Here is a 17,835-nt window from a genome sequence, read left to right on the forward strand (position 1 = left end):
CACGTTATTGCGCACGTTATTATGCACGTTATTGCGCACTCGATTTCGTATGTTATTGCGCACAGGATTGCGCAGCGCGATTCCAATAAGTGTTTCCTACATCCGCGCCACGTTGTAATCTTAAATAGATGTGTCTGTGGAAGGCGTGCGTTGGGTGTCGCTAAATCCACAATATTCACAGCATTTACAGGCAAAGTTTACGTAAGAAAGTGATTCGTATGAAGCGTGCTGCACATGGTGCTCCGAAGGCAAAGGGGCGTAGTTATTCGCCGCTTTCTCTTTTTGTAGCACAGCATGGTGAGCATGGTGCGCACGGTTCGCACAGTGAGCGTACTTCTTCGCATAGCTCTCGCACTTCGCGCGGAGCTCACGGCCTTCATGGCGCGCGTTCTTACCAAACTAATCGCAATAGTGAGCGTTTAGCTGCACTTTCAGCAAGCAATGGTGCTGTTGTTGAGGTTTCGGATGCTGTTGCCGAGCGTTTGCAAGAGATTATGCCGCAAAGCCGTCGCGAAATCAGGTTGTCTAGGCTTGCTAATGAGCGTCGTCGTCGCCTGCTTGTTTCAACTTCTATGATTGCTATGATTGGCGCTGTTGCGGCAACAATGTCGCTTACAAAAATTAATACTTTTGATTCTCGCGCATCAGAGCTTGAGCATGGCATAACTAGCGTTGATGATTCTTCGGCTTTGAACGTATCTCGCTCTAGTCAGCGAACTTCGATTGATTCGCCAGATTCTATGGATGCAATCAATAACGCTGTTGACTCTATTGAAAACGCTAGTGGCTCAGACTCCGGTGATGCTTCACATGCAGCTCATGCCGCTCATGCTGCACACGCTGCACGCGCTGATTATGATGCAAATACTAATAATTCCGGCGCTTATGCTTCTTCGGGAATTTCCGGCCTTTTGGGTATTTCGACTGCAAGAAGCGCTGCAAGTTCGCATCCTGGAACCGCTTCTGTAACGTCTTCTAAGTCGGATTCTTGGAAGCTGGGCGCGGATTCAGGTTTTAATATTGCGGAAATGTCGCGTTCTGCTGCAGATAATCCTAAAGTCGCTTTGCTTATGGATAAAGACTTTGACGTATTGCCAAAGGGCTTTAATCCAAATCATGCAACTGGGGATACCGGTAACGCGTATGAGTTCAGCCAGTGCACTTGGTGGGTGTATGTGCGTAGATCTCAACTTGGTTTGCCTGTTGGTTCGCATTTTGGCAACGGAAACATGTGGGCTGATTCTGCGCGCGGACTCGGGTATTGGGTTGATCGCACACCTCGCCACGTTGGAGATGTTATGGTTTTCCGCGCTGGTCAGGCTGGTTCGGATCCGTTCTACGGACATGTTGCAATTGTTGAGAAGATTAATTCAGACGGTTCGATTGAAACTTCGGAATCTGGCGCTTCTTTGCACGGAAAAACATTCTCTCGTAAGTTTGATGCAAAGCAGCTTTCTCAATATCAATTCATTCACTACTAAAGCATTACTAAGTGGCATAGTCACAATCCAAACACCGTTACTAATTCAGTCAGCGAACTGAGAAAGTAACAGTCATGTGTACTGGTGTAGAACGCAATCTGCGCCAAACGAGCATGTAGCAGCATAGTGTTAAACTTTCAGAAGTATGTTAAATCACAGTAAGATTTTTTCAGTTATTGCATCAGCGGTCACTGCGGCTTCAATGCTTGCTGTTATGGCTCCAGTTGCCATGGCAGAGTCTTCGCATGCGTCAGAGCAGGCGGCTGTTACTTCAACGCGCTCATTCCCAAAGATGTCGAGTGTGCGTCGAGATCTTTTGACTGAATCTACCTCTACTGATGTAGATTCCAACTCCAATTGGGGTGGAATTGAAAGCTTAAACGTTCCTCAAACTAAGACTCCTAGCGAACTTGCCGCTGCTGCTGCGCGAAACACTTATGAAGCTGCAGCAAGCCGTTCTGAGTACCGTGGTTCCGTTCAGCCTGTTCAGCAGGCTAATATTGTGCCGCCAAACGGTAAGTCTGTTGAGGCTTTGCTTAATTTCGCTACGCAATTCTTAGGTAAGGTGCCGTATCGCAGTGGCGGTACAACTCCTGCTGGCTGGGATTGCTCCGGCTTCGTGCAGTACGTTTTTGCGGCTGTTGGTGTTTCTTTGCCTCGTACTTCTGGCGCGCAGGCAACTGTTGGAACTCCAATCCCAAGTCTTGATCAAGCACAGCCGGGCGATATTATTGCCAACGGTCAGCATGCTTCTATTTATGTTGGTAACGGTATGGTAATTAATTCCCAGCTTGCCGGCACTAAGTACGATCCAATCCGCTACGTTTTCCCTGGTGGATATTCTATTCGTCGCGTCTTGTAGTTATATATCTCGTCTTGTAATTGTATTGCGTTTTGCGAGTATATAGCGTCTTGTAGTTATATATCGCAAAACTTGCGAGCAATCAATCTAAAATTACGCTACAATAGTAAATACGTTTGCGCACGAGTGACGCTGCTGCCGCAAGTGCCCGTATGAGGAGGTTGGCGATGATTCCCGAAAAAGCTGTTTTAGTTGGAGTTGATGGCTCTCACGCGAGTTATAAGGCAGTTTGGTGGGCTGCAAATTACGCAAAACATGCAGGCTTACAGTTGCAAATTGTTTGCGCGTATTCTTTGCCGAGTTATGCGGCGGTTTCGTTTGATGCTACTTATACTGCGATTGGTGACGATAACGCGGCTCATCACGATGCGCAAGAAATTCTTTCAAAAGCTAAAGCTGTGGCGCTTGAGCAGGGCGTTGACGCAACTACTCTGATTGTTACAGGCGACCCTTCGTCGGTTTTCGTGGAGCTTTCGCGCAATTATCAGCTTATTGTGATCGGTAACCGTGGTAAAGGCGGCTTGGCGGAGCGTTTGCTTGGAACAACCAGCTCTTCGTTGCCGGCGTACGCGTATTGCCCGATCGTGGTTGTGCCTTACACAGACGACGATGGTCAGCGAATACACTTAAATAACACGATTTCGCGCGTGGCTGTGGGTTCGGACGAATCTAAGTGGGGTCTTAAAGCGCTGGAAATTGCCGCTAATTTGGCGGATAGCTGGAATGCTGAGTTGGATGTTATTTCCGCGGTTCCAAGCGTGCAGGGCGCTGAGGGAGACACTGCAGTTATGGGATCTTATATGGAAGATCTTGAGGAGCGCGTGAAGCCTATTTTGCAAGGTTTGCCTGATTTGAAGATTCACCGCACTGTTGTGCCTGGTTCCGCTGTTGATGCGCTAACCCAGGCGAGCTTGAATCATGATCTTGTGGTTGTTGGTTCGCGCGGACGCGGCGGTTTTACTGGACTTTTGCTTGGTTCGATTAGCCAGGGCTTGCTGCAGCATTCTTCGAGGCCTGTGTACGTTGTGCCTAGAAAGTATGTGGAATTTAGCGCGGCTCAGGTTGCCGAGGCTCAAAAGCAGAGCGAGAATGCGTCTATTGACGATATTTCTGGCGTGCATGAGGTTGATGTTCCAAAGGCTGGAGCAGAAGCGGCCAAGGAGATTGATCAGACGATTGATCCTTTGCGTTAGCGCTTAACCCGAGCGAGATAACGCTCGTGTTTGGAGCGTTGTTTGTGCTATATTGCTCCAAACGTGGGGTAGTTGTCTCGCGTTTGGAGGGTAATGTGTGCGTAAATGCTCCAAACCTGGGTAACTTCTCCCGCGTTTGGAGGGTTTTGGGTTGTGTTTTGCTCCAAACGTGGGGTATTTTTCACGCGTTTGGAGCGTTAAAGCGTCTAATCTTGCGGATTTTGCTCAGTATTTTCGTGCTTCTTTAGCATAAAACGCGCACGCCTTGCATCTTGCTTAGCTTTCTTTTCGGCGAGATCTTTCTTATTCATCTCAATTGCGCGCTCATAAATTTTGAGCAGCTCAAGCGCTTGGCTCTTAAAATCGTTATTCTTCGAATACTCGAGCACATTCGCCTTAAGCTGAGCCTGCTCAGCCTCGCTCATATTCAAAACTTTGCTAAAAACTGCCTTAAAATCTTCGCGAGTATCCCACTGATACCCGTTTTGACCGCTAATAATCTGGTCTTCGTTAGGCGCATCGTGCTTCACAAGCGCAAACAGTCCGGAAGCCATTGCTTCGAGCATAGAAAGCGAGTGCATTTCGGAAAGTGAGGCGGTGGTGTAGTAGTCCATCGCGTGCAAATACTTCGGAATTTCCGTGTGTGAAATCGGTCCAAGCAGGCAGATCCTATCGTCAAAACCGTTGTCTGCCACGCGATTTCGCAAGTCTTCCAAATCCGGTCCGCCGCCAATCACAAATAATCGCGCTTTTTCGCGAGGAAAATCGCAATACATAAAGTTGTCAATCAGCTCAGCAATATTTTTTTCTGCACCAATTCTTCCTACGAAAACGAAAAGCTTAGTCGAGTCCGAAACGCCGTATTTTTCGCGGAAAGCTTTACGGAAGGCAAGACGCTCTGGAGTAGGCAAAAACTGCTTGTATTCAACGGCATTGTTTAGCACAACAACTTTTTTATCTACCTTCTGACGGTCAATATAAGCCTGCGCTTTAGCAGACATGCTCGTAATAATTGTGGCATTTTTCGAAAATCGCATAAAATATTTCGCCGAAAGGTTGCGCGAAAACTCAGTAAAATGCTTCAAACCAATGTAAAACAGGAATTTATCGTATTCCGTGTGAAGTGTGTAAATAACAGGAATATGCTCTTTTTTCGCAACTTCCAAGCCTATTTCGCCAATTCCAAATTCGTTCTGAATATGAATAACATCCGGCTTGAATTTAAGTGGCAGCTGCTTTCGCATGTGGCCAATCGGAAGCGCCACGCGGTATTTGTAAAGCTTTTTAAGTAAGATTCCAGGCACATAGACGACGCCGTCTTCAAGCTTGGTTTTGCGCTGTTTTTCGGAGCCAACCGTGACCACAAGCACCTCGTGACCAAGCTCTTCATACATTTTTTTGAGCATGTATGACTGTGTTGCAACGCCATTTATGTACGGTGGATACGTTTCGGTAAAAATAGCGATTTTCAAAGTTTCCTCCGGTTGCATACATGCATGCGTAGCATCGTTATTGCGCAAGTATTCTGTGTACTAAATTCGTGTACTCAGTTCGTGTATTCAATTGTGCCACAAGTGGTGAATTTTGCGTGATTTTTGCTACGATTTTGTGGTGAATTTGCTACGATTTCTGCTACGATTTTTTCTACGATTTTTGGTGTGAATTTTGGTGCGATTTTTTGCCTTATCTTAGCGGCGAACAGTAACATTTACGCTTACTTTAGCCTCATTTTCGAGCGTATGCTTAACCGTGCAACCCCTGGAAATATGACGTTCCATGCGCTCTTTAAGTGCGGCCGCATCTTCCTGGCTTAATGCAGGTTTTGCCGAAGTTGCGTCAAGTGTAACGTCTTCTTGAAAACGCAAGTACGCTCCTTCTTCTGCGTCGTACGTGCCGTTTACCACAACTCGCGCGCCGGCAGACTCGCCAACAGCCTGCTCAGCCGCATACTGGCTACTAAGAGCGGTGCAACCGGCCAAAGCAATCTGCATCAGCTCAACTGGATTAAACATGCCGTCGCCGTGCCCAAACTTCAAGCTCGCACCGTCATCGCTGTGTGCTTCCCAAGTGCCGTCTTCTGCGCGCTCTACCCATAATCTTCTAGACATTTTTGCTCCTTTGCTACTGATTATCTAACTATTTTACGTCATATTGTTACCGCCACGACAGTCCAATTCTTACCGTGAATTGTTACCGTGAATTGTTACCATTGAATCATGGCTTTAACAGAAGAAGAACTTGCCGCAATTCGCGCGCGCATCCCACAAAAACCGCTTTCCAGCATCCCTACTCCTTACGAGGATTTAGTGCGAAAAATCCTTACGGAAGGCACTCTAAAATCAGATCGCACCGGCACTGGCACAATCTCACTTTTTGGCCAACAAATCCGCTTTGATATTAGTAAATACTTCCCGCTTATTACTACAAAAACCGTGTTTTTCAAAGGACTTGCGTACGAGTTACTTTGGTTCCTTAAGGGTTCGAGTAACGTGCGCTGGTTGCAAGAAAATGGCGTTCATATTTGGGACGAGTGGGCGGATGAAAACGGCGATTTGGGTCCTGTTTATGGCGTTCAGTGGAGGAGTTGGCCGGCGCCTACGGCGGAAAATCCGAACCGCACAATCGACCAAATCGCGAACGTGCTAGATCTTATGAAAAATCATCCGGATTCTCGCCGCATGATTGTTAGCGCTTGGAATCCTGCGGAAGTTGAGCATATGGCGTTGCCGCCTTGCCACTCGCTTTTCCAGTTCTACGTTGCTGACGGCAAGCTTTCGTGTCAGCTTTACCAGCGCTCTTGCGATATGTTCCTCGGCGTGCCGTTTAACATTGCGTCTTACTCGCTTTTGACGATGATGATGGCTCAGCAGGCAGGTTTGGAGCCTGGTGAGTTCGTGTGGACGGGCGGCGATTGCCATATTTACGACAATCACGTTGAGCAGGTGCTTGAGCAGCTTTCGCGCGAGCCATACCCGTATCCGCAACTTGAAATTCGTAAGGCAGATTCGATTTTTGACTACGATTACAGCGATTTTAAGGTTGTTGATTACAAGCATCATCCGACGATTAAAGCGCCGGTTGCTGTGTGATAATTGCGAAATATTTTGCGTGATTTTGGTTGATTGAGCGTGATTGAGCTTGATTTTGCTTGTGAGGTGCGAAAAATGGAAAGTAGCGTAAGTGCGGTGAATAATTTTCCGGTGCGACTTATTTGGGGTGAGGCTTTCGGTTTGGACGGTAAGCCTGGCGCTATGGGCGTGAACGGCGGAATGCCGTGGCGACTTTCTCCAGATTTGCGCTATTTTAAGGCGATGACAATCGGCTGCCCTGTGATTATGGGCCGCGGTACGTGGGATGCAACGCCGCCGAAATTCCGTCCGCTGCCAGGCCGCGAAAATATTGTGGTTACGCATAATCCTGATTTTGTGGCAGATGGAGCGCGTAGTTTTACTAGCATTGATGCGGCATTGGATTACGCGCGCGAATGGCTGGAAAATAAGGAAAAGCTCGAAAGTAAGGAAAGCGCATCTCAAGACGCATCTCAAGACTCTCCTCAAGACGGCCATGCAATTTGGGTTATTGGCGGTGCTGCGATTTTGCGCGAAATGCTTGCGAATTATCACGCGAACGCAGCTTACGTTACGCAAATCGACGCGAAAGTTGAAGCTGACACATTTGCTCCGAACATCCAAGAACTTGTTGATTCCGGAAAATGGCATGTTGCGCGCGAAGGTGAGTGGCATGAAGCGCCGCTTAAAGTTGGTGACGAAAGCAATCCTGCACAATACCGGTTTATGGTATATGAGCCTTTGCAGTAAACGAAATCGCAAAATAAAAAATCGCAAAATAAACGAAAAACCCAAAAATAAACGAGACAGCAAAATAAACAAGACAGCAAAATAAACGAGGAAGCATGACTGAAGAATCAAGCAAAATCAAGGTCGACGCGCGTCACCCATACACTGTTATGACGGTTTGCACTGGCAATATTTGCCGCTCGCCAATGGCGGAAATCGTATTGCGCAACGAGTTCCAGTTGAGGGGATTGGGCGACGTTGTTGCAGTGCGTTCCAGCGGAGTTAGCGACGAAGAGTACGGAAATCCGATTGACCGTCGCGCACAGCGTGAGCTTACGAAACGCGGGTATAGGATTCCTGCGTCACATTTTGCGCATCGAATTGATGCGGATGAGATTGCGGAAACGAACCTGTTTTTGCCGATGACGGCTTCGCACATGCACTCGCTTTTGCGCCTTCTTCCTGCACAAAAGCGCTATCTTGTGCACATGTATCGCGCGTTTGATCCGGAGCTTCCTAAGCCGCAGCCTGGTCGCGAGATGCTGCTCGATTTGGCAGATCCGTGGTACGGCGGCCCGCACGAGTTTGAGGTTGCGATGGATCAGGTTGAACAGTGCGCGCCTTACATAGTCGATTGGGTTGAAAGTAGAATCGCGCGCGCTTAGCGCATGATTTGCGAATATAGTTTAGGTATAATTTAGATATAGTTTTGTAAGTATAAATTACTGCTCTGCTACTTTTACTTGGGAGGATTTATGGCAGGTTTGGCTGTTGAAGACGTGCGCGCTCGCGTGCAAGACGCTTGGAATGATGTAGTTTCCGTGTTGAATAAGAAGATTTCGCTTGCTGCGGTTTCGGCTAAGGGTATTGCCGGCGAGCATATGCAAAAGTCCGCGCAATACGTGGCTGGGGTATTGCGTGAGGTTGGTATTGACGCGCGCGTTGAGCAGTCCACGAATCCGGACGGCACTCCGGGGGCTTTTGAAGTGGTCGGCTCGCGCATCGTAAACCCAAGCGCGCCAACGGTTTTGCTGTACGCGCATCACGATGTGCAGCCTGTTCCGGACCCATCCGAGTGGAACACAAACCCATTTGAAGGCACAGAGTGCGACGGTCGTCTTTACGGCCGTGGATCTGCCGACGATGGCGGCGGAATCGCAATTCACTACGGAGCTTTGCGCGCGCTAAGCGACGATTTGCGCGTAAATATTAAGGTTTTCATCGAAGGCGAAGAAGAAATGGGCTCGCCAAGCTTCATTCCTTTCATAGAGTCGCATAAAGCCGAGTTCGAATCAGACGTAATCATCGTGGCAGACTCCGGCAACTGGTCCGCCGAAATACCAAGCCTCACAACGAGTTTGCGCGGAAATACCGACGTGGACGTAAAGGTTAAAGTTCTTGGCCATCAAGTGCATTCCGGCCAGTTTGGCGGCCCAATTTTGGACGCTTACACTCTCGCTTCCATGCTTATTGCTTCGCTTTATAACAAGGATGGCGACTTGGCAGTGCCTGGAATTAAAGCAGAGGAGCCAGTCGGCGGTTTGCAGCGCGATTTAGACGAGTCGCAAGTGCGTGCCGACGCTTCCGTAGTTGATTCTTATAAGCTTGCCGGCACCGGTTCTCTCGCCGCGCGCATGTGGACTAAGCCGAGTCTGACGGTAATTGGCATGGACGCGCATCCGGTTGAGGGCAGTTTTAATGTGATTGCGCACGAAACTAAGTTGCGTCTTTCGCTTCGTACCGCGCCTTCGCAGCGTCCAGAAGAAGCGCAAAAAGCGTTGTGTGACTTCTTGGTATCTCACGCTCCTTTTGGTGCGGAAGTTACTGTAGAGCCGATTGATAACGGCATGGGTTGGGCAATGGATCCGGATGCTGTTGCAACAAAGGATGCGCTCGCTTCTATGCGCGACGCTTTTGGCGTGGAGCCGGTAAATAAGGGCGAGGGCGGCTCGATTCCGTTTATTCCAGAGCTTCAGCGCATATTCCCAAAGGCGCAAGTGCTTGTGACTGGTCCGGAAGACCCTAAGTCTAATGCGCACAGCCCTAACGAGTCGATTTCTCTTTCTGGATTGCGCGGAAATATTGTGACCGAAGCGCTGCTTTTGGATCGATTGGCTGAGTAATCTCGTTTCTACGTTGCGCTTATGCGTCTAGTCTGTTGAGTAATCTGCAAACATGACATGGAATCCATTTGCAAAGAAAACAGCTGCTGAAGCTACAGTCGGTGCGTCTGCTCAGCAGAAATCGGACGAAAAATCAGCTGTGAAATCGGACGAAAAATCAACCGAAAAATTAGCAGCGAAATCCCGCGAAAAAAACGCGCCAACTCCTAAGCGCAACGCGGCTCAAGCGCAAAATCTTCGTCCGCTTGTTCCAGCCGATCGCAAGGCCAGTGCAAAGCAGGCTCGCGCTAGAATCAGGCAGCGCGAAAATATCCAATACGAAGCAATGCGTACGGGTGATTTAGCGCATATGCCAAAGGTTGAGCAGCTTCCGTGGCGCGTATATATTCGCGATTACGTGGACGCGCGCTTTAACATCGGCGAGTTTTTCGTGCCGTTTGCAATTGTGATTATGATATGCCTGTTTGCGCTTTCGCGGTTTGTGATTGTGTACATTGCGCTCGCTGTGCTGCTGTACACGTATCTTTTTGCTTCCGTGATCGACATGTTTATTATGTGGCGAAAGTTGCGTAAGGAGCTTGTGCGTCGTTATGGCGATGTTGCGGTGTCGAAGCAGTCGCGTTCCGGCATGTATGCTTGGAGCCGTGCGATGCAGATGCGTCGCTGGCGTTTGCCGAAACCAAGTTCGCCAAAGCGCGGAAATTGGCCGAAGTAAGCTGCAGTTAAGCGAAATTAAGTTGCAGTTAAGCGAAATTAAGCAATATTAAGCCAAGTTAAGCAATATAGTAATCGCAAACTTATTAATATTTGCACAACCTACTATTATTATTTTGAGTACTCAAAATAACGCGAATATCATGGGGTAAACGCATGGCACAAGGTAAATCACAAGACAAATCGCATAGCACGAATCAGTCGGGAAATAAGTCCGCAAATAAGTCCGCAAATAAAATGGGCATGCAGGGCATGTTTTCGCAGATTATCCGAATTTATAAGTACACGTATCCTGACGATAAGCAGCTTCCGCTGTGGCTGTCCGTGGCGTTTGCAGCGCCAATAGTCGTGGCTATTGTTTTTGGTTTGTTGCTGCGCTGGTCGATTTTTGCGTGGGTTATGATGATTGTTACAGCGGTAATGGTTGGTTTTCTGCTGTTTACGGTTGTGCTTACGAAGCGCGCGGATAAGGTTGGTTACGCGAAGTTGGAAGGTCGCCCAGGGGCAGCGGCTGGCATCGTTTCGGCGATTAACAAGGGCGGATTCACCTTCCCGCAGCAGCCGGTGTGGGTTGATCCTCGTACAAAGGACGCGATTTGGCGCGGCACTGGTTTTAACGGAATCTTCCTTGTTGGCGAGGGCAATTACGAGCGCTTAATGCACGCGATGGATCGCCAAGAGCACGCTATTAGAAGCGTTACGGCGGGATCGAATATACCTGTATACCGTATGGCTGTTGGTAATGGCGAAAACCAGGTGAAGCTTAAGGAATTGCGCGGAAAAGTGTTGCGCGCCAAGACTTTGCAGCCTTCGAATCACAAGTTTGCGCTGCTTAATAAGATTCATCCAAACCGCCGATTCTTCCTTACCAAAACGGAGCTGGCGATTTTGAACGAGCGTTTGCGCACTTTGCAAAGCAAGAGCGGATTCGGTATTCCTAAAGGTATTGATCCAACGCGTCCGCAGCGCATAAGCCGTCGTGCAATGCGCGGTAAGTAAATTTTAATATAGGATGATAAGCGTGCGTAAGTGCTGTTTGTTAGGTGCTTACGCACGTTTTTTATTGTTGCGTATTGCTCCAAACGTTGGGAAATTATACGGTGTTTGTTTTTCTGCATGCGTAACGGATATTTGCGTTTTTTCGTTACTGGCGCAGTCGGCATATTGCGTTAATAACGTATAACAGTGTTTTTTCGTTACTGGCGCAGATTATGTACTGCGTTATGGTCTATCAACCACATTCTTCGGCCCCTCGCGCAGTCGTCGCGACCAAGCTTGGAGGCGTGCGTCTACGCGCTGCCGTACAATCGTCAATCGACACGGGTGCTTTGTGTTGGTGCGTTATTGCGCGCAGCAGAGCTGAGAGAAAACCGCTTGAACGTGAATCCGGTTAATGCCGGCGCACGGAGGTCAGTTTTTCCCGTGCCTGAGAGGTGTTGCAAGGTTTCGTTGTAACGCAAGGTATTGCATTGCGCACAATGTAACGCATTGCAACGCATAATAAGAAAGGCACATTTTATGTCAGAAGAAAATTATCAGGTCAACATGCAGTGGCGTGTTGCAGACATCGCAGTTGCTTCTGTAATTGGCGTTGTTTCTGCTTTTATTTATTGGGTTGTTGCCATTTTTAGTGAGGTTCCATGGACTGCGCTAAACAGCATTCTTCCAGGTTTTGCAGGTCTTATTAACGGTCTTTGGCTCTTCGCTGCTCCTTTGGCCGCAGTAATCGTGCGTAAGCCGGGTGCTGCTATTTACGCTGAAGTCGTAGCTGGTGTGCTCGAAGCTTTGATGGGCAATCAGTGGGGTGGTGCTGAAACCTTCGCTATTGCAGTGGTTCAGGGTCTGTTTGCTGAAATTGCGTTCATTATTTTCGCTTACAAGAAGTGGAATTTGAACACAATGATTCTTTCCGGCGCATTGACTGGCATTGGTTGCTGGGGTTACACCTTCCTCGGTAAGTTGCAGGCTGTTAGCGTATTCGGCAAGTATGGTCTTCCATACTTCGTCAGCACCGTGGTTTCCGGCATTGTGATTGCAGGCATTTTGATGTGGTTCTTGTATGTGGGAATCGCTAAGACCGGCGCGTTGGATCAGTTTGCTTCCGGTCGCGAAATCCGCGAAAAATAGCGAATAACGTATTCGCAAAAATTAAAAATCTATCATTGCCATAAAGGATTTACTATGCCTGATGCTGTTAAATCGCAAGAATCTGAAACTTTCCTTCCATCAGCTTCAAGCGATTGCAATAGTGACAGCAGCGCTAATAACGCTAGCAAAGCTAATAACGCTGAGCTTCGTTTTGAGCATTGGGGTTATCGTCATGCTTCCCGTCGCGCTTTTGCTGTGCGCGGGTTGGACCTCACGATTAAGGCGGGTCAGCGTGTGTTGCTGCTGGGTGCGTCAGGCATTGGTAAATCCACGATTTTAAGTGGTGCGGCAGGTCTTATTGGCAATGATTTTGTGGCTAAAAGTAGCGCGAAAGATAGCGCTACTAAATCCTCTTCAAATACTACTAAATCTTCCGCAAATACTTCTGATACTTCCGCAAAATCCCATCAAACCACTCTCGTCGAAGATGCCGATGGTGGTGTGAGCGAGGGTTGCGTTTTGGTTGACGGCGTGCCGGTTCGCCGCGCGCGAGGCAAGGTTGGGCTTGTTTTGCAAGATCCGGATGCGCAGGCGATTTTCCAGCGTTTGGGAGATAACGTTGCGTTCGGTCCGGAAAATATGAACGTTCCGCGCGAAGAGATTTGGGATCGTGTGCGCGAAAGTCTTAAAAAAGTTGGGTTGGATGGCTTGCAGTTGCATCGTTCAACTTCGCATCTAAGCGGCGGTCAGATGCAGCGTTTGGCTCTTGCGGGTGCTCTTGCGATGCAGCCGAGCGTGCTGCTTTTGGACGAGCCAACTGCGAATTTGGATCCGGACGGAACGCAGCAGATTGTGGGCGCTGTGCGCGCGGTTTTGGATTCGACGCATGCCACGATGGTGCTTGTTGAGCATCATGCTGAGCCGTGGATTGACATGATTGATCGCGTGGTTGTGCTTGGGCTTGAGAATGATGAAACTTCTCGCGATGAGACTGCTCAACGTGAGACTTCTACTGAAACTGTTCACAGCGAAACCGTTCACGACGACGATATTGCGCGCGAGGCTTCATCTCGCACGGTGATTGTGGCGGACGGCACGCCGGACGAGGTATTTAATCGCACCGATTTGGACTTTGAAGATCTGGGTATTTGGCTTCCGGAGCGTTACAAGAAAAACGTAAAATCTTCTGCAAATGAATCTTCCGTAAGTAAATCTTCCTCAAACTGCAATCCAGCAGAAGGCTACGGAGAAGTTCTACTTTCTACGAAGGATCTCGCAATCAGCCATAGCAGCGAGCCGATTGCGCGTCACATAAATCTTGAGTTCAGAGCCGGTCAGATTACGGCTTTGGTCGGCGCGAACGGCACTGGAAAATCAACGCTTTCGCTAACTTTGGCGGGTCTTTTGCCGGCTGTAAGTGGCGATGTTGTGGCGAGCGAGGCTCTTGCGAAAGGCGCGAACGGCACGAATCCAATGAAGTGGAAGTCGCCGGATTTGGCGAAGCGAATTTCGTACGTTTTTCAGAATCCGGAGCATCAGTTCGCGTGTGGTTCGGTGCTGGACGAGGTTATGCTTGGCCCGCTTCGCACGGGCGTGCCGGCGGATGAGGCGCGCGCGAAGGCTCAGGAGTTGCTGAAGCGATTCCGTTTGGCGCGCTATGCGAAGGCGAATCCGTACACGCTTTCGGGAGGTGAAAAGCGGCGACTGACTGTTGCTGCGTCGCTTGCTGCAGCTCCGCGCGTGCTGATTTTGGACGAGCCTACTTTTGGTCAGGATCGCAAAACTTGGCTGCAAATTATTCGCCTGATTGCAAGCCTTCGTAGCGAGGGTGTGAGCATTATTGTGGTGACGCATGATCGTGAGCTGGTTGAGGCGTTAGGCGCGCGCTTGGTGGAGCTTGTGCCGGATTCGAAAACTGAAGCTTCTGAAGCTCTTTCCGCCACCACCGGCGCAACCGACATTTCGCGAATCAAAGTGAGTGCCGTCAACAATCGCGGCGAAAAGCCGAAACTTTCAAGCCGTTCGCCGCTTATTGCGTCGATGAATCCGGTATTTCGTATTTTTGGAGCGTTCGCGGCTTCGATTCCGCTGATTTTTACGCTTGATTGCGTGTCGGCTTCTGTGGCGCTGGTGCTGGAATTTGCGATTTTCGCATGCATCAAACTTACTCCGTGGCGTGTGATTCGCCTTTCCTGGCCTGTGTGGGTGGGTGCGCCGACTTCCGCGCTCACCGTGCTGCTATACGGCAAAAGTGGCGGAAATACTTGGTTCCAGTGGTGGCTTATGCATGCTACGGACCGATCGGCGATGCTGGCCGTTGCAACTTCGCTTAGGATTTTGGCGATTGGTATTCCGTCGATTGTGATGGTGATTGGCATGGACGCAACCGATTTGGCGGATGCGTTTAGCCAGGTGTTGCATTTGCCGGACCGATTCGTGTACGGCGGTTTGGCGGGAATTAGGCTTTTTGGCGTGCTGCAGGATGATTGGGCGGCGCTGACGGCGTCGAGGCGTTCGCGCGGGCTTGGCGATGAGCATCGCGTGAGGGCGTTCTTCCCGCAGTCGTTTGCGCTGCTTGTGCTTTCGATTCGACGTTCGACGACGCTCGCCACGGCTATGGAAGCGCGCGGTTTTGGGGGAGTTGGGGCGCGTTCGCACGCTCGCGTGAGTAGTGTGCATGCGCGCGATTGGTGGATTTTTGCGGTTTGCGTGATTGTGCCGCTGGTTTCGGTTGCGTCTGCGCTTTACTTCGGTACTTTCGCCTTCCTTGGCGGTGCGTGATACCGGCTGGGGTATCGTAGCGGCCTTTCCTTTACGACTCCGTAGAGTTTCTGTCGCTTTTTGGCTCTAAGGCGACATAAACTGCTCGCGGCTGAGTCGTTTTGGTCGGAATCTGCCGGTAAAGCGGCATAAACTACTCACCCTTGCGCTATTTTAGTCGTGCCCGCCTATTCCTTGCTCTTCCTGTAGTGTTGTAAAATAGTTGCATATGCGCTGGCGCATTTAAGACGACGCATTTATATATGACTTGCTTGATTTAGTAATCGTGATTTAGTAATCGTGATTTGTTTTTACCGTGATTTGTTGCTTCTGTGATTGCTTCTGTGATTTGTTGTTTCTGTGATTTTGTCATCTTGCGCTAGAAGTGATGCTGATTCTTTTGTTGCGCGGCGCTAGGTTTTACGTACATTTTTTGGAGGAGTCTTATGGTAGAGCAGAATAAAAATTTAATTATCGCGGATTCTAAAGGCGAGTCCGCTAAAGCGCTTATAGACGCTAAAACTATAAAAGAAAAGATATATAACATTCGCAATCAAAAAGTCATGCTTGATGTGGATTTAGCTGAAATATATATGGATACAGTACAAGAGCGTTCAATCAGCAAGTAAAAAATAACATAGAAAAATTTGATAACGACTTTATGTTTCAGCTAACTGCTGACGAGTTCAAAAACTTGATGTCGAAAAATTCTACATCAAGTTGGGGTGGTCGCAGAAAGCTGCCTTATGCTTTTACGGAGCAGGGTATTTATATGCTCATGACTGTGCTAAGAGGTGATCTTGCCACAATGCAGTCGAAAGCGCTTATTAGAACCTTTAAGCAGATGAAGGATTATATTGTTGAAAATAGGGATTTTATTGGCGAGAATGAATTAGCTAAGCTTGCGATTCAAACAAACCAGAATACTAAAGATATAGCGGAAATAAAATCTCAAATGGCAACGAAGGAAGATTTTAATAAAGTAATGGATAATTTTATTAATCCAGATACGTATAAACATTTTCTTCTTATGGACGGCAATAAAATAGAAGCGGATCTTGCGTATTGCAAAATATATAAGTCAGCTAAGAAAAGCATTTATGTTGTAGATAATTATGTTGCTCTTAAAACGTTGGAACTTTTGTGGTTTGCTGGGGAAGGGGTTGAAATCGTGGTTTTTAGTGATAATGCTAGGAGCAAGGATATGCTTACGGAAAGTATGCTGAGCGATTTTGTAAGTGATTATCCTAGTGTTGATTTGAAGTTTAAGACTTCTGGCAGAAAGTATCGCGATAGGTATGTGGTTATAGATTATGGTATGGGCGATGAGGCTGTTTACGTTTGTGGTGCTTCGTCGAAAGATACTGGCGGCAAAATCTCGACTATTACGCGGATAGAGTCTTTGAATTTGCGCTTGTATCATGCGATGTTTGATGAGTTGTTAAAGAATCCTGAGTTGGGGTTTTAGCGGTTTGTGCGCGCGTAGGCGGCATAAACTACTCACCGCTGTAGAGTTTATGTCGCTTCCCGCTTCGCATCCCGACTAGCGTGTATACTTTCTCGAGTTGCGGGCTTGTAGCTCAGTGGATAGAGCGTCTGCCTCCGGAGCAGAAGGTCGTGGGTTCGAACCCCATTAAGCCCACTTTTGATTTTCTATTCTCGCAGATTTCTCTTACTTCTACTTTCAATATTTCGCACGTAGGCGACATAAACTACTCACAGCTGAGCCTTTTTGGTCGGATTTTCACACGCAAGCGGCATAAACTGCTCGCGCGTTCGCTGTCTTGGTTAGCATACATCAAATATCACTGTATCGTGATATAATATATTGATATTATTGAACGTTTAGAAAAAAGAAAGAGGTGTGAATGTGCCTGTAATTTCAAGGTTTTATGGGATTGTTATACGAATGTATTTTGCAAGTGCAGAGCATAATCCGCCGCATATTCATGCTATATATGGCAACTATGTTGCTGCTCTAGATATTCAGTTATGTAAAGTCATTGACGGGTATTTGCCCAAGCGCGCAGAGTGCATGGTGATTGAGTGGATTGCAGTTCACAAAGATGAATTGATTACTATTTGGAATACTCAAGAATTTAAGAAAATAGAACCGCTGAATTAATACGCTGGTACGCTTTAAGTTTTTAAGTTCTTTAAGCGTTTTAAGCAGATTGATCAGAAGAATTAGTGCATTAGCGCGTTTAATATGGCGGCAAAGACGGAGCGTTTAGCAATAGTGAGTTTAGTATAGTGACAAAGGAGAGGTTATGAACTTCCACAAGATTAAAGATGTAAAAGCGTGTGCAAATATGAGGCTCCTTGTGCATTTTGTAAACGGAACTTTTAAGGAATACAATGTGCTTAATCTGCTGCACAAGTTTCCAGCGTTCAAAGCATTGGAAGACGAAGAGTTGTTTAATAAAGTCGTTGTAGATACTGGCGGATACGGCATTGTTTGGAATGATGATTTAGATATTTCGTGCGACGAGTTGTGGAATAACGGCGAGCAGATTAAAACGCCATTTGACAATTTAATGTCTTTTGCAGATGCGAGCGATTTGTGGAATTTAAGCGAGTCGACTCTTAGGAAAGCTGTGTCGTATAAGAAGCTTGTTAAGGGCGTTGATGCTCAAAAGTACGGCAAGCAGTGGGTTGTTACTCGTAGTGCGATGGTTAGAGAGTATGGGAATCAGGTTGGTGCTAATTGAGATTGTGCGTCGCTCCAAATGTGGGGAGAACGCTGCTCAAGCGGCATAAACTACTCACGCGCGTGCTGTTGTGGTCGGATTTTCGCGCGTAGGCGGCATAAACTAC

The 17,835-nt window shown here is 48.0% G+C and carries 15 protein-coding genes, 1 tRNA gene and 1 pseudogene; 15 read left to right on the forward strand and 2 right to left on the reverse strand.

Annotated elements, in window-relative coordinates; genetic code table 11:
- Positions 1 to 218: 218 nt before the first annotated feature.
- The 3 genes from HXT35_RS05310 to HXT35_RS05320 all read left to right on the forward strand — a co-directional run bounded on the left by HXT35_RS05310 (position 219) and on the right by HXT35_RS05320 (position 3,536).
- Positions 219 to 1,481 carry a CHAP domain-containing protein gene (locus tag HXT35_RS05310; protein ID WP_004128794.1) on the forward strand — a complete coding sequence of 421 codons (1,263 nt, stop codon included), beginning with the start codon at positions 219 to 221 and terminating at the stop codon, positions 1,479 to 1,481.
- 145 nt (positions 1,482 to 1,626) lie between these two features.
- Positions 1,627 to 2,343 carry a C40 family peptidase gene (locus tag HXT35_RS05315; RefSeq protein ID WP_004128792.1) on the forward strand — a complete coding sequence of 239 codons (717 nt, stop codon included), beginning with the start codon at positions 1,627 to 1,629 and terminating at the stop codon, positions 2,341 to 2,343.
- A 167-nt stretch (positions 2,344 to 2,510) separates the two neighbouring features.
- Positions 2,511 to 3,536: a universal stress protein gene (locus HXT35_RS05320; protein ID WP_421777716.1), complete on the forward strand. Its 1,026-nt coding sequence runs from the start codon at positions 2,511 to 2,513 to the stop codon at positions 3,534 to 3,536.
- Positions 3,537 to 3,742: 206 nt separating this feature from the next.
- On the opposite strand, the gene HXT35_RS05325 is transcribed toward HXT35_RS05320, so the two are convergent.
- Both HXT35_RS05325 and HXT35_RS05330 read right to left on the reverse strand, forming a co-directional pair.
- Entirely contained in the window at positions 3,743 to 5,026 is a 1,284-nt protein-coding gene (locus HXT35_RS05325) for a glycosyltransferase (protein ID WP_004128789.1), read from the reverse strand.
- A gap of 198 nt (positions 5,027 to 5,224) precedes the next feature.
- Positions 5,225 to 5,644, reverse strand: coding sequence for an OsmC family protein (locus HXT35_RS05330; RefSeq protein ID WP_004128786.1), 420 nt, complete (start codon positions 5,642 to 5,644; stop codon positions 5,225 to 5,227).
- A 108-nt stretch (positions 5,645 to 5,752) separates the two neighbouring features.
- On the opposite strand from HXT35_RS05330, the gene HXT35_RS05335 reads away from it, so the two are divergent.
- The 12 genes and pseudogenes from HXT35_RS05335 to HXT35_RS05390 all read left to right on the forward strand — a co-directional run bounded on the left by HXT35_RS05335 (position 5,753) and on the right by HXT35_RS05390 (position 17,729).
- Positions 5,753 to 6,625: a thymidylate synthase gene (locus tag HXT35_RS05335; RefSeq protein ID WP_004128784.1), complete on the forward strand. Its 873-nt coding sequence runs from the start codon at positions 5,753 to 5,755 to the stop codon at positions 6,623 to 6,625.
- Positions 6,626 to 6,700: 75 nt separating this feature from the next.
- Positions 6,701 to 7,354, forward strand: coding sequence for a dihydrofolate reductase (locus HXT35_RS05340; RefSeq protein ID WP_421787982.1), 654 nt, complete (start codon positions 6,701 to 6,703; stop codon positions 7,352 to 7,354).
- Between the two features lie 95 nt (positions 7,355 to 7,449).
- A complete protein-coding gene (locus HXT35_RS05345) occupies positions 7,450 to 7,998 on the forward strand; it encodes a low molecular weight protein-tyrosine-phosphatase (protein WP_421787984.1) in 549 nt (182 codons plus the stop codon).
- 90 nt (positions 7,999 to 8,088) lie between these two features.
- Positions 8,089 to 9,456 (forward strand): dipeptidase, encoded by a 1,368-nt coding sequence (locus tag HXT35_RS05350; protein ID WP_421787986.1) that lies wholly within the window; start codon positions 8,089 to 8,091, stop codon positions 9,454 to 9,456.
- A gap of 52 nt (positions 9,457 to 9,508) precedes the next feature.
- A complete protein-coding gene (locus HXT35_RS05355) occupies positions 9,509 to 10,171 on the forward strand; it encodes a DUF3043 domain-containing protein (RefSeq protein WP_421787988.1) in 663 nt (220 codons plus the stop codon).
- 155 nt (positions 10,172 to 10,326) lie between these two features.
- Entirely contained in the window at positions 10,327 to 11,169 is an 843-nt protein-coding gene (locus tag HXT35_RS05360) for a DUF4191 domain-containing protein (RefSeq protein WP_421787990.1), read from the forward strand.
- Between the two features lie 519 nt (positions 11,170 to 11,688).
- On the forward strand, positions 11,689 to 12,297 hold the full coding sequence (locus tag HXT35_RS05365) for an ECF transporter S component (protein WP_004128767.1): 609 nt from the start codon (positions 11,689 to 11,691) through the stop codon (positions 12,295 to 12,297).
- Positions 12,298 to 12,351: 54 nt separating this feature from the next.
- Positions 12,352 to 15,039, forward strand: coding sequence for an ATP-binding cassette domain-containing protein (locus HXT35_RS05370; protein WP_421787992.1), 2,688 nt, complete (start codon positions 12,352 to 12,354; stop codon positions 15,037 to 15,039).
- A gap of 425 nt (positions 15,040 to 15,464) precedes the next feature.
- Positions 15,465 to 16,486: pseudogene (locus HXT35_RS05375) on the forward strand (ORF6N domain-containing protein).
- A gap of 101 nt (positions 16,487 to 16,587) precedes the next feature.
- Positions 16,588 to 16,660, forward strand: a tRNA-Arg gene (locus HXT35_RS05380).
- Between the two features lie 228 nt (positions 16,661 to 16,888).
- The gene (locus HXT35_RS05385) at positions 16,889 to 17,143 is read left to right on the forward strand and encodes a DUF4160 domain-containing protein (RefSeq protein WP_032843574.1); all 255 of its coding nucleotides are present in this window, start codon (positions 16,889 to 16,891) and stop codon (positions 17,141 to 17,143) included.
- Positions 17,144 to 17,288: 145 nt separating this feature from the next.
- Entirely contained in the window at positions 17,289 to 17,729 is a 441-nt protein-coding gene (locus HXT35_RS05390) for a helix-turn-helix domain-containing protein (protein ID WP_004128759.1), read from the forward strand.
- Positions 17,730 to 17,835: the final 106 nt, after the last annotated feature.

It is taken from the genome of Gardnerella sp. DNF01141, from assembly GCF_049244255.1.
GTDB classification, from domain to species: Bacteria; Actinomycetota; Actinomycetes; order Actinomycetales; family Bifidobacteriaceae; genus Bifidobacterium; species Bifidobacterium vaginale_E.